Genomic DNA, 12,606 nt, shown 5'->3' with positions numbered 1-12,606 from the left:
TGCTGGCTGGCAGTAGTAGATGACAGGTCAAGCGTTCATCGCGTCGATAGACCTCCAGCATCGTCTCGGTGATACGAAGGTCCACGAGAGCGCCGATGTGGCCGAAGGGAACGGAGTAGAAGTTGCGCGCCCAAACAACGTGAGCGTTGGCGTTGACCTTCCGCTTGTAGGACCAGGTGCTGATCTCGAACGGAGCCGCCGGCAGCGCCTGCAGCAGCGGTTCTTCCTCGGTAGTGAACACGCTCAGCCGGGAACCCTCTCGCTTTTGGAACGGCTCCCGGTTATAGGCTTCCATCTGCTGTCGAATCCGAAGGCGCAGCTGCGTGAGCGACGTGAACGTCTCCCGCCGCAAACCAGCGATGACCCAGGTCGCAACATGGGAGACCGTGTTCTCGGCACCACTCTTGTCGCGCGGGTGGCGAACTCTGCCAGGCAGCACCGCAGCCGAGTAGTGCGCCGCCATCTCCCGGTAAGCATCGTTCAAAACAACCTCGCCCTCCTTCGGGTGGGAGATCACCCCAGTCTTCAAGTTGTCCGGGACCAGGCGCGGAACGCTGCCGCCGAAGAAAGCGAACATCTCCGTATGGGCGCGCAACCACGACTCCTGTTTCATGTCCAGGCTCGCTTCCACGAACGCATACCGGCTGAACGGAAGGCAGGCGACGAACAAATACACCCTCGACAGCTCGCCCGTGTTGGAATCCAGCACTTGCATCGTGGGGCCGGACCAGTCGACCTCGATACTGCGCCCGGCCTTGTGGCCAACCCTCGATGTCGCCCCCGACACCGCCGCGTGCTCGGCATAGAGACGGCAGAACCGGTCGTAACTCATCGTCGCCTGCGCCATCGCCGACGCATCGACGTATTCCTGGTGCAACAGCTTCAACGTCACCCCAACCCGCGCCAGCTCGGTATGAACCCGCGCCCAGTCCGGCTGCGCGAAGACACTCTCGCGGACGCCGCGGCCCGGGAACAACATCGAATACACCTCCGCCTCCGACCGCTCGGCGACGTCGTCCCAGCCAAGCCCGAGCCGCTCTGCTGCACCGAGCACAGCCCGAATACTGTGCCGGGACACCCCCTGGGCGGACTCGATCGCCCGTCGCGAGAAACCCTGGTTACGCAGCTGCAGAATCTGCTTCGCTTTGATCTTCCGTACCATTACCGGTACTCCTTCCACCACGTGGCGCTCACACGGTGGAAGGAGCTTTCCAGGTGGGGCTCAACCACGCCCTGGCTGTGGCAGATTGAAGTGGCCCCTTTGTGACGGTCTGGTGTGGCCCCACTTGCGACTTGCCGGGGTAGTTGCGACGGTTTGATCTGGCCCCAGCTGAGCGTGGTTTCCATCATGTTTTTCTTCTGATGGGAGGCCGGGATGGGATCCAGAGTGGATGTGTTTGCCAGTATCCGCCGTGACGCGCGGGTTGAGGGGTTATCTGTTCGGGAGCTGGCCCGGCGACATAAGGTTCACCGGCGAACGGTCAGGCAAGCGTTGGCCTCAGCGGAGCCCCCGGCGCGGAAAACACCTGCACGAGTGTCGCCGAAGCTGGATCCATTCAAACCGGCCATTGACGAGATGCTGACCGCTGACTTGTCAGCACCGAAGAAGCAGCGGCATACTGCGATACGCATTTTCGCCAGGCTCATTGATGAGCATGGCGCGACCGATCTGTCGTACTCCACCGTGCGTGATTACGTTCGCGCACGCCGACCTGAGATCGACGCGGCCGCTGGCCGGCGGGCTGACGCCTTCGTTCCGCAAGAGCACGCACCTGGCGCGGAAGCAGAGGTCGACTTCGGGGAGGTGTGGGTGATCCTCGCGGGGGTGAAAACGAAGTGTCACATGTTCGCTTTCCGGTTGTCGTACTCCGGCACGGCCGTGCACCGGGTGTATTCCACCGAGGGCCAAGAAGCGTTCCTGGAGGGCCACATTGACGCGTTTGAAACGATCGGCGGTATCCCTACCCGTCACATTCGCTACGACAACCTGACCAGCGCGGTCACGAAAGTGATCTACGGCAACGGGCGGCGCCGGACCGAGAACCCGCGGTGGGTGCTGTTCCGCTCCCACTACGGGTTCGACTCGTTCTACTGCCAACCCGGTATCGAGGGCGCCCATGAGAAGGGCGGTATCGAGGGTGAGGTGGGCCGGTTCCGGCGAACCTGGCTGACCCCGATGCCTGTCGTTGACTCGCTCGCTGAACTGAACGAGAAGATCCGGGACTGGGACGAACGCGATCAGCGGCGCAGGATCTCGTCCCGCCTCCGAATCGTCGGTGACGACTTCGCGCTCGAGCAGCCACTGCTTGCGGCGTTGCCGTTCGAACGGTTTGATCCAGGGCTGACTCTGCTGCCGCGTGTTGACCGTTCTTCTCTAGTCACGGTGCGGATGGCGAAATATTCTGTGCCGGCGAAGTACGTCAACCGTCCGGTCCGGGTCGCGCTGCGTGCCTCGGAAGTCGTCGTTTTCAGTGGCCGGACGATCATCGCGAAGCATCCACGAGTGATCGCGAAAGGCGGTCAAAGCGTCGACCTTGATCACTATTTAGAAGTTCTGCAGCACAAACCGGGTGCGATGCCCGGCTCGACCGCGTTAGCGCAAGCCCGCGCGGCAGGAACGTTCACGGCGGCGCATGAAGCATTCTGGGCCGCCGTACGAAAAACAGACGGTGACGCCGGCGGTACACGACAACTCATCGACGTGCTCCTGCTGCACCGCTCCATCGCGGCAGCGGATGTCGTTGCCGGGATCACTGCCGCGCTCAGCGTCGGGGCGGTGACCGCGGACGTCGTCGCGGTCGAAGCGCGTCGACACGCTGCACAGAACGGCTCCGGACCCACCATTCGGCCCGTCACCCATATTCCGCTGGACGAGCGGCGCGTCATCAGCCTCACCCAACGCCGGCTCGTGGACCCGGCCGCGGTCATCGCAGGACTGCCCCCCGACACCAGACCGTTGCCATCGGTCGCGAGCTATGACGATTTGCTCCGGCTATCCAGGAAACCACAAGAACAACCACCCAGCGAAGAAAAGGGAACAGGATCATGACACTAACCGCAACGACCATCACCACAACCCTCCGCCGCCGCGGACTCACCGAACAAGCCGCCGCAGCAGCGATCGATCAGGCCTGCCGGCGGCTACGACTGCCCACGATCCGTGCCGTGGTCGATGAGGCTGTACACGCCGCAGAAAAGGACCAGCTGACGTACAACGGGTTCCTCGCGGAGCTCCTCCTCGCTGAATGTGATGATCGTGACCGGCGCGGCTCCGTGCGGAGGGTGAACGCGGCAGGGTTTCCTCGGAACAAATGGTTAGGCGACTTCGATTTCGACGCGAATCCGAACATCAACCCGGCCACCATCAATACCCTCGCCTCTGGTGAATGGGTCCGGAAAGGCCAACCACTGTGCCTGATCGGGGACTCCGGTACTGGTAAATCCGACCTCCTGATCGGGCTAGGTACCGCCGCAGCGGAGAAAGGATTCCGGGTGAAATATGCCCTCGCCACCAGGCTCGTGAACGAACTCGTCGAAGCCGCCGATGAGAAAGTGCTCGCCCGCACCATCGCGAGGTACGGGCGGGTGGATCTGCTCTGTATCGACGAGCTCGGCTATATGGAACTCGACCGCCGAGGCGCGGAGCTGCTGTTCCAAGTCCTCACCGAACGCGAAGAGAAAAACAGTGTCGCGATCGCCTCCAACGAATCATTCTCCGGCTGGGGAAACACCTTCACCGACCCGAGACTATGCGCCGCGATCGTTGACAGGCTCACCTTCGGCGGGAACATCATCGAAACCGGAGCAGACTCCTACCGACACGCCCATACCAGGAACCTGCAACTCAAGGACGAGAACTGAACCGGACGGGGTTAGAGCCTGGCAAGTAACCGCACACAGGCCTGCTCGACCCGCCTGCAGGACAGAACCCATGCATGGCAGGCGCCATCCAAACGCCCCGCACCCTCACCAACGGAAGCGCACGTCGCTGCGGTCAACCGGCACGCCTCGACGATCGCGCACGTCACGGAAACGTGAGCCCCAGCGAAGTGCTGGAGCGAACTGGCCGTCGCGTCGCACATCGCGACGCAGTCCAGATCGAGTAAGAAAACGCCTGTGACCTCACCACCGCCACCGACTCGTAAACACTCATCAGCGCACTCCGTGGCCGCACCGGAGGCAGCCACGCACGCCTCGATACACTCCGACAGTTCCCCGCTAAGCGCCTCACGCGCGTTCAAAAGCACCATCGACAAAACATTAGAACCCACCGCGGCCAAAATCGCCTCCTTGACATCCGCACCCGCACCAGCACCGGCACCAGCACCAGCACCCACGCTCGCGCGAAACCACACCAACACTGGAACCCACCCGGGGCCAGATCAAACCGACATCCCGGGGCCACTTCAACTTGACATAGCCACACGCCGGTAGCGGGGCTGAACGATGCCAATCACGCACCTAAACAACGGGGCTCAACCGCACCATAGACGGTGCTCATCGAAGCGAATATTCAACTTTCGACTCGTTGACCGACTACTCACCCAGATCGAACGAATTCAAAAGCTCAACAGCATCGAAACGTTGACCCCCGAAATAGTCGATGCAGCCCGAGATACGCTAATTATCGGCCACTAATCGACGCTAAAAACGCGCCACCTATCTATGCGATTTACACATATAAGGAACAGCTTCTCAGCTAACGAGACGTCTCTCATCCCTAGCGTTACGACACACGACCAAAATCCCTAAGGTTCGCAGACTCATGGCCGAGGCGGTGGAATGAGCGCGCGCTCTTGGATCTCAGCGCTTCGGTTCCAAGCGCGGCTTCATACTCCCAAAGCCTCGGAGCTATATGAATAACCGAACCAGACAACCGGGTAGGAAGCAAAAATAACTAAAAAAACATCGGGGCCCATCATCAGACAGGTGACGGCGGTTGGCCGGTGGAATCCCGGATGACCAGAGTCGGCTCCAGCGAGATACTGCGGGGCGGTTCGCCCTCCACTAGACGCGTCAGTTCGTGGAACGCTTGCGCGCCGGTTTCTATGAAATCCTGGTGAATCGTGGTGAGTGTAGGAGTGAAATGCTGTGCGTCGGGAATGTCATCGAATCCGATCACACTGAAGTCGCGAGGTGCGTGGAGACCTGCATCCGAGTACGCGTGCATCACGCCAAGCGCCATCTGATCGTTGGCACAAAAGATGGCGGTCACGCCCACATGCCGCATTAGTTCTTGCCCTGCCCGGTAGCCGCTCGCCGAGCTGAAGTCGCCATGTAGGTGTCGCTCGAGCGACTGGCCTCGCCTGTGCAGGGCGTTTTCGATACCCGTCAGCCTTTCGCCCGCATAGCCCTCATCGGCGGGCCCATCGACAAAGGCGATGCGACGGTGGCCGAGGTCAAGGAGGTGCTCACCAGCCAGTACGCCACCATGTACGCCATCAGTTCCCACGCCCGAGATCCCCTCAGCGGGGTTTCGTGACATCTCGACGACAGGAAGGGTTGCGGCGATCTTCTGCGGCGCGGAGTAGCGTCGAGACATCGGCGTCGCGAGGATGATTCCTTCAACGCGTTGACCGAGTAATCGGTCAAATGCTCGGGCGACAGCGCCTTCAGAGGCGTGGCCCGTCTCAGGTTCGAGCACTGTGGCGAAGATCGTTGCGATTCCGGCAGATTCGGCAGATTGTCCGATGCCGAACTGGCTTTGGCTGAGGGACACGTTCATCGGAATGCCCAGGTTGATCACTCCGATTGATTCGGACCTGCTCAACACGAGGCTTCTGGCGATCCGGTTTGGCTGGAAGCTGAGGGCGTCAAGGGCTTCGCGTACTCGGGTGAGGGTCGGCTCCGCGACGTTGTTTTTGCGATTGACGACGCGAGAAACGGTCTGAGCAGAAACCCCCGCCAACCGGGCGACGTCGGCAAGACTCGCGTGTCCGTTTCCCGGGTGGTTCTCCGAGGAGATCAACCCGCTGGTCAGAGCGTCCGTCGCCATATTCCACACTCCGTCCTGATGTCTATAAAAGACTCTACTCGCTGCGATGGCAGCGCTAACAACAATTTCATTGTTAGCGTTGACATTGTGTTCCGTGTATGTGCAAGATGACTTACACAGCTGCATGGCGATCGACTCCAGCTAGCCAAGAGTCGGCACTTCGCCCGTAAAGTGCCGAGCGAGGAACCCTGAAGCATCTATGAGAGGACCCCAATGATGAGGTACAAAAATCTGCGCTTGCTTGGCGCATTCGTCGGCGTCGCGGTGGTGACGTCCGGACTTCTTTCGGCTTGCAGTACGGGACAAAGCCCGGCGGCCTCGTCGACCTTGAAAGTTCTTGCGTGGAAGGGCGGTGGAACAGAGCCGGCGGGGATTGCTGAGATCAACGCGGCTTTCGAGAAGTCTCACCCTGGAGTGAAGATCGACTTCACTTATATGCCCGCTGGCGACTCGTACACGCAGAAGCTCTCAGCCGAGCTTCTCGCCGGTAATGCACCGGATGTCTTCATGGGCGACCCAGTGAGCACCAAGACGCTTGCTTCTTCCGGATATCTGGCCGATCTAGGAAAGCAGTCGTGGGCGTCGGACGTGCTTCCGGACCTGAAGTCCTTCACCCAAGGGAGCGATGGGAAGGTCTATGCCGCTCCCACCGAACTGATCGGCATCACCACATACGCGAACATGGATTTGCTCAAGAAGGTCGGCATTACCGAAGTCCCGACTACTCGGTCCATCTTTCTTGACGACATGGCGAAGCTGAAGGGTGCGGGCATCACCCCCCTCTCTCTCCCCGACAAGTCGGCATGGACGGCGGAGTCCACGCTCCAGCAGATCGCCTCTACGCTTGTTTATCGCGACGATCCCAAGTGGGATCAGAAATTCATCGCGGGGAAGACCAGTTTCGTTCGCGATTGGTCTTCGAGCGCGAAGCAGTTGGTGGACTTGGATTCTCAAGGCTACGTAGCTTGGAAGTCGGAGCTTGGCATCGATGAATGGAGTCAGGGCCTTCAGGATTTCAAGGCCGGCAAGAGTGCGTTCTGGGTTCAGGGTGCATGGAACCTGTCTGGCGTTCTCCAGGCCGGCATCAATGCGCAGATTTTCCCCTGGCCCGCAGATGATGGCAAGCAAGTCGCGACTCTGTTCGGAGGCGTGATGTGGCAGGTGAACAAGGCTTCCAAGGCCGACACGGTCGCAAAGGAATACGTCGACTACTGGTCTACCGGTCACTCTGCGCCGTTCGTGAATGCGGAGAACGCCATCAGTCCGTTCAAGTCCGTTAGTACTCCGAAGTCGGATGCGACGGCGCCTTTCAACGCCGCATACGCTGCGGGCCAGTACCGGATTCTGCCCTACAATACCTGGCTGAATGGCAACGGGGGGCAGCTCGGGCAGGCAGTCCAGGGGATGTTGTTGGGGCAGAGCACACAGCAGCAACTGCTCGCTACTTATGACACGTTGGGCCGCAAAGCACTCACCAGCAAGTAAGCGCCCATGATCGAAGGCGGGAGGTGAGACAACTCGCCTCCCGCCGGAAAGAGGAACATCGTTGTTCGCGAACCGAAAGCTCACCGCCATTGGATTTCTTGCCCCGGCGATTGTCATCTACGGGGCGCTGATCATCTATCCCCTGATCCGTGGGGCATATCTCAGCTTGACGGACTCGCGCGGTGGTCCGGTGGCGAATTTCATCGGGCTGCAGAACTTTGCGGAGGCGCTGACCGACCCCCTTGTGCTGGGAGCGTTCAAAAATACGATCATTTACGCGGTCGTCGTTGTCGTGTTTCAGACAGTGTTGGGTGTCGCGCTCGCACGGGCGATATTCAGTCGGCCGAGGTGGCGGCGTCCTCTCAGCATCGTGATGCTGCTGCCGACCCTTGTTGCCCCAGTGCTCGCAGGGTTCATCTTTTCCTACATTTATGCTCCCGATGGGCTTCTCAATCGGACACTCGATGAGGTCGGCCTGGGCGGGTTGAAACATATCTGGCTCGGTGACCCTTCCACGGCGTTAATGTCGGTCGCGGCAGTGAACGTCTGGATGTTCGCTGGCTACTCTGCGGTGATCTTCCTGGCCGGGTACCTATCGATGCCAGGCGACCTCATCGACGCGGCCCAGATGGATGGGGCGGTTGGGTGGAAACGGTTTGCTCTCATTGAATGGCCACTTCTTGCGCCATCGCTGACCGTGAACACGACGCTATCCCTCATCGGCTCGCTTCGGGTCTTCGAATTTCCGCTGGTACTCACCAACGGTGGTCCGGCTAATTCGACTCAGACCCTATCCCTTGTCATATTCCAGAAAGTGTTCTCCGGCGGCAATCAGTTCGCCTACGCCGTCTCGATCTCAATCCTCTTGTTGTTGACCGTTGTCATCATCACAACCAGCATCAACAGGGCCCTCCAGCTTCGCGAAAGGCGGATGTCATGAATCTCGTAGCTCACTCATCGAAGAAGCGCGGGGGCACTGGGTCGCGGTCGCGCGTTTCTCCCGCGCGAATCCTTTCCAACATCGGGCTGACCTTCGCCATCGTTGCGCTGATGCTTCCGTTCGTTCTGACGTTGTCAGTCGCGTTCAGACCGGCGAAAGACGTCGCATCGAATGCCATCGCCATCCCCACGCACCTGACGTTCTCGAATATCACCGACACTTTCACCAAGCTGGACTACGGCATTAGCGTATTGAACACGGTCATATTGGTTCTCGGATCCACGGCCCTCACGATCGTGATCGGCGCAATGGCGAGCTATCCGCTCGCGCGCATATCCCGCCCATGGACGAGCGCCGTCTATCGGTCCTTTCTGCTCGGAACATCCATTCCGATTTTCGTGTTGCTCGCCCCTCTGTACTTGCTCATCCGCGACATGGGACTGCTCAATACCCACCTCGGAGTTGTCTTCATCTACACGGCGTTGAACCTGCCGCTGGCGATCTTCTTCTTCACCAGCTTCTTCCGGCAGATCCCCCTCGAGCTGGAGGAGGCAGCGGCCCTCGACGGGGCGGGGCCCCTCCGCAGTTTCTTCTCGATATTGCTTCCCCTGCTTCGGCCTGTCACGGCGACACTCGCGACCTTCATGACGCTGAACATTTGGAACGACCTCCTCATCCCATTCGTGTTTCTTCAGGACACCGGAAGTCGCACAGTGATGGCAAACGCGTACGCGTTGGTGGATCCGAAATCGGTGGAACCGACTGTTCTCTTCCCAGCAGCGCTGCTCGGGGTTGCCCCCCTTCTCGTGATATTCCTTCTCCTTCAGCGAAACGTCGTTGAGGGATTGACCTCGGGGGCGGTGAAAGCATGATCGCCGAGCAGTTCACCCGTGAGGGCACGGTACTCGAGTGGGGCAACGGCCTACTTCGTCTCCGGCTGACTCACGGAATGGATCAACCCGTCGTCCTCGAGGACATCATGTGGGGCGTCGCCGACGCCCCCGCGCGAACGCCCAAGCAAACGTTGGTCGAAATCTTGATCCCCAGTCTCGGGTTGACTGACACCCCCAACCGTATGGACAAGACCGCCTTGGGGGCACGCCTTCGGTACCGAGCTCATAGCGAGGAGCGAGACGCGGATACGCTCCGTCTGATCGTCGAGCAACATGATGATGTGATCGGGCTGATCGTCGTCACTGTCTTCGAAACCGTCGAAGGGGCGGCCGCCTTTCGCACCCGGAGCGTTGTCAGCCTTGAACCGGGGCGGCCGGCGATACGAATCGCCGCGGTATCGAGCTTCGCCACCGGCGCGATCCTGTCGGATGACTTGACCAGCTTGAAAATTTGGCGTGCCCGGAGCAGTTGGTCGGCGGAGAACCGCTGGGAGGTCGTGCCCCTTCGGGACCCAGCTGCTCAACTCATAGCCCCTCATGACCCTGCCGAATATCGGCGCGGATTCACATCAGCCACCAGCTTCGGGACGTGGTCGTCCGGCTCTTTCGCGCCCGCTGCGGTTGCCGTGAACTCGGTGCGCGCCCTCGCCTGGCAAGTGGATAGCCCCAGCCCGTGGCGATGGGAAGTGGGGGAGCGAGCCTGGGACCGATCGGCGCTTCCGCGATTTATGGAACCTGAACCGATCGGCCAGATCGTGCGCCGGGACATCGACGACGGTGCCTATTTGGTCGTCAGTGGGCCGACTGACGACTTTCATCAATGGACGCATGCGCTTGTACAAGGAGACGCATTCGAGTCGGTCACGGTGAGCGTCGGCGTCGGGCAGAGCACGGAAGATGCCCTCGCTGGGCTCACTGAAATACGACGCGCCTGGCGTCGAATGCGAGGTGGTGCCGCTGAATATCCGGTTATCTATAACGATTTCATGGGAACTCTCGAGGGAGACCCCACGGAAGAGAAGTTACTCCCTCTCATTGAAAGCGCCGCACGCGTTGGTGCCGACTATTTCTGTATCGACGCCGGATGGGCCGATAACGGTGAGGGTTGGGCTGATTCGGTCGGGGACTGGAACCCTTCCGTCTCCCGCTTTCCGCGCGGGATTTCGACAACCCTGGACGCTATCCGGGCGCGCGGCATGAAACCAGGGCTTTGGTTGGAACCGGAAGTCGTCGGTGAAACGAGTGACGCAGCCATCGAACTTCCCGAGGAGGCTTTTCTCCACCGATTCGGTGGCCGGATCCGCGATCGCGGCCGCTTCTACTTGGATTTCCGGAGTTCCGCCGCTACACGCCATCTCGACCGGGTCTTGGACCGACTGGTCGTCGAGCTCGGAGTCTGCTTTTTCAAGTTCGATTACAACTCCATGCTCTCTCCTGGGCCCGACGGAGATGGCGGCAGCGCTGGCGGTGGATTGTTAGAAAATGCGCGGGCTCACGTAGCTTGGCTCGCCCGGCTTCGGCAGCGTCATCCGGACGTGCTCATCGAAAACTGCGCCTCGGGCGGGATGAGGTCCGACTTCGGGATACTCGAGAACGTACATATCCAGTCGACGTCGGATCAACCAAATCCACTTCTTTACCCGAGCATTGCGGTCGGCGCTCTGGCGCACATCCTGCCCGAGCAAGCCGGCAATTGGTCATATCCCCAAGCGGATATGACCGACGAGATGATCTGTTTTACGATTGCCAACGGTCTTGCGGGGCGTCTTTATTTGGCTGGGGTGCTGAGTCGAATGGATGACCGTCAGCTGGAACTCGTCGCCGCAGGTGTCTCCGTTCATAAGCGTCTGATCAAAATCCAGTCAAGCTCTATTGTCAGGTATCCGACCGGTATGGCTCGGTGGGGCGAACCATGGTCTACCGTCGCTTTCGACAACGCGGAAAGTGGCGAGGTCGTCGTCATGGTTTGGCGCCAGAGTGGTGCAGATCCCGCTGTCGTTCTCGAGATCGGAGTCGATGACGGCGCAACCGTCGAGCAGGTTTTCCCGCCGCCGGAAATCGGTCGTCCGTGGACGGTGGAGTTGAAGAACAGGCGGCTTCTCATCACGGGGTCGGGTGATGAGCCTGCTGCGCGGGTTTATCTCGTGACGAAGACGGTCGGCTGATGCCGTACTTGTTCTCGTACTTTACAACTCAGGATGAATCCCTGCATCTTTCCCTCAGCTGGGATGGCATCGTGTTCGAGCCCGTCGCAGGCGGCGGTTCTATCGTGACCAGTCCGATCGGGGACCGGACTCTCCGCGATCCCTTCATCGGGCGCGCATCCGACGGGCTCTTCCATCTCCTAGCCACAAACGGCTGGGCAAGCACGAGCATTATCCACGCCAGAAGCGCCGACCTTCTCGAGTGGACCGATTTTGAGGCCATCCCTGTGATGTCGAAAATTGCCGGCGCGAAGAATGCCTGGGCGCCTGAGTTCTTCTCTGACCGCGACGGAACGATCAATATCATCTGGTCGTCCTCGGTGCGACTGGAACCCGACGCTGGCGTCGACTGGCTGGCCAGCGAGCAGTACCACTCCATCTGGAGCTGCAAAACGCCCGATTTCCGCTCTTACACCGAATCGACGGTTTACCTTGATCCGGGGTTCTCGTTGATCGACGCGACCGTGTTCAAACGACCCGACTCGTCAGGCTTTTTGGTCGCCAAAGATGAAACTGGAACCAACGAGACACCCCAAGCCCGAAAAGATCTGCTCATCTGGGCACTGAGCCCAGATGGACGGCCGGAAGGAACAGGCGTGCGCTTTGGAAGCCCATCATTTGTCGAAGGCCCCACGGTTTTTGAAAGCGATGGCCGTCTCGTCATGCTGTTCGACCCATTCCTCGAGGACGGCTATCAAGCAATGACTTCCGTGGACGGGCGGGATTGGGCGCCTGTCCGGCTGGACTTACCACGAGACGCACGCCACGGATCCGTGACGGTGATTAATGATGCCGAGGCCGCTCGGCTTCATTCAATGAAGGAAAGGTAGACCAATGTCTCAACGGCGAGCAGTACTGATCAAAATCGCGTCGGTAACGACCGCGATTCTCCTCGGCATCACCAAACCCACTCCGGCGTTCGCGGGCACGGGCACGGTGACGACCGCTCCGGTACCCGCGGGCGCTACGTCAAGTAGCGACTTCTCGGTATCAGCCAACGGTCAAAGCGCCGGCGTTTATGGCGCCGGTTCGAATGCCCGGGGCAATACCGCCTCATTTTCTGAGCTCGATTTCGCCAACGGCAACGTG

Annotated in this window: 10 protein-coding genes; 8 read left to right on the top strand and 2 right to left on the bottom strand. The window is 60.1% G+C overall.

The window, feature by feature from the left end:
• Nucleotides 1-1,162: IS21 family transposase (gene istA / locus QN358_RS17870; RefSeq protein ID WP_323513160.1), on the bottom strand; the 1,162-nt coding region annotated here is incomplete at its 3' end.
• A gap of 213 nt (nucleotides 1,163-1,375) precedes the next feature.
• Between istA (QN358_RS17870) and istA (QN358_RS17865) the strand changes: the two genes are divergently transcribed.
• Together istA (QN358_RS17865) and istB are read left to right on the top strand one after the other, a co-directional pair.
• The gene (gene istA / locus QN358_RS17865; protein ID WP_323513159.1) at nucleotides 1,376-3,049 is read left to right on the top strand and encodes an IS21 family transposase; all 1,674 of its coding nucleotides are present in this window, start codon (nucleotides 1,376-1,378) and stop codon (nucleotides 3,047-3,049) included.
• Nucleotides 3,046-3,861, top strand: a complete 816-nt coding sequence (istB, locus tag QN358_RS17860) for an IS21-like element helper ATPase IstB (protein WP_323513158.1) — start codon at nucleotides 3,046-3,048, stop codon at nucleotides 3,859-3,861. Before istA (QN358_RS17865) ends, istB begins: the two co-directional genes overlap by 4 nt.
• Nucleotides 3,862-4,921: 1,060 nt before the next feature.
• On the opposite strand, the gene QN358_RS17855 is transcribed toward istB, so the two are convergent.
• The gene (locus QN358_RS17855; protein WP_323513157.1) at nucleotides 4,922-5,995 is read right to left on the bottom strand and encodes a LacI family DNA-binding transcriptional regulator; all 1,074 of its coding nucleotides are present in this window, start codon (nucleotides 5,993-5,995) and stop codon (nucleotides 4,922-4,924) included.
• Between the two features lie 213 nt (nucleotides 5,996-6,208).
• Here QN358_RS17855 and QN358_RS17850 point away from each other — a divergent pair, with 213 nt between their 5' ends.
• The 6 genes from QN358_RS17850 to QN358_RS17825 all read left to right on the top strand — a co-directional run.
• Nucleotides 6,209-7,480, top strand: coding sequence for an ABC transporter substrate-binding protein (locus QN358_RS17850; RefSeq protein ID WP_323513156.1), 1,272 nt, complete (start codon nucleotides 6,209-6,211; stop codon nucleotides 7,478-7,480).
• A 61-nt stretch (nucleotides 7,481-7,541) separates the two neighbouring features.
• Nucleotides 7,542-8,420, top strand: coding sequence for a sugar ABC transporter permease (locus tag QN358_RS17845; protein ID WP_323513155.1), 879 nt, complete (start codon nucleotides 7,542-7,544; stop codon nucleotides 8,418-8,420).
• Nucleotides 8,417-9,292, top strand: coding sequence for a carbohydrate ABC transporter permease (locus QN358_RS17840; RefSeq protein WP_323513154.1), 876 nt, complete (start codon nucleotides 8,417-8,419; stop codon nucleotides 9,290-9,292). Before QN358_RS17845 ends, QN358_RS17840 begins: the two co-directional genes overlap by 4 nt.
• On the top strand, nucleotides 9,289-11,478 hold the full coding sequence (locus tag QN358_RS17835) for a glycoside hydrolase family 36 protein (RefSeq protein ID WP_323513153.1): 2,190 nt from the start codon (nucleotides 9,289-9,291) through the stop codon (nucleotides 11,476-11,478). Before QN358_RS17840 ends, QN358_RS17835 begins: the two co-directional genes overlap by 4 nt.
• On the top strand, nucleotides 11,478-12,347 hold the full coding sequence (locus QN358_RS17830; RefSeq protein ID WP_323513152.1) for a family 43 glycosylhydrolase: 870 nt from the start codon (nucleotides 11,478-11,480) through the stop codon (nucleotides 12,345-12,347). Before QN358_RS17835 ends, QN358_RS17830 begins: the two co-directional genes overlap by 1 nt.
• 4 nt (nucleotides 12,348-12,351) lie before the next feature.
• A partial coding sequence (locus tag QN358_RS17825) for a hypothetical protein (RefSeq protein ID WP_323513151.1) occupies nucleotides 12,352-12,606 on the top strand: 255 nt, incomplete at its 3' end.

This window comes from Subtercola sp. RTI3, from assembly GCF_035018625.1.
Taxonomy (GTDB): Bacteria; Actinomycetota; Actinomycetes; order Actinomycetales; family Microbacteriaceae; genus Subtercola; species Subtercola vilae.
Note: the sequence above shows the minus strand (reverse complement) of the source record. Positions and strands in the feature narration are given on the sequence as shown.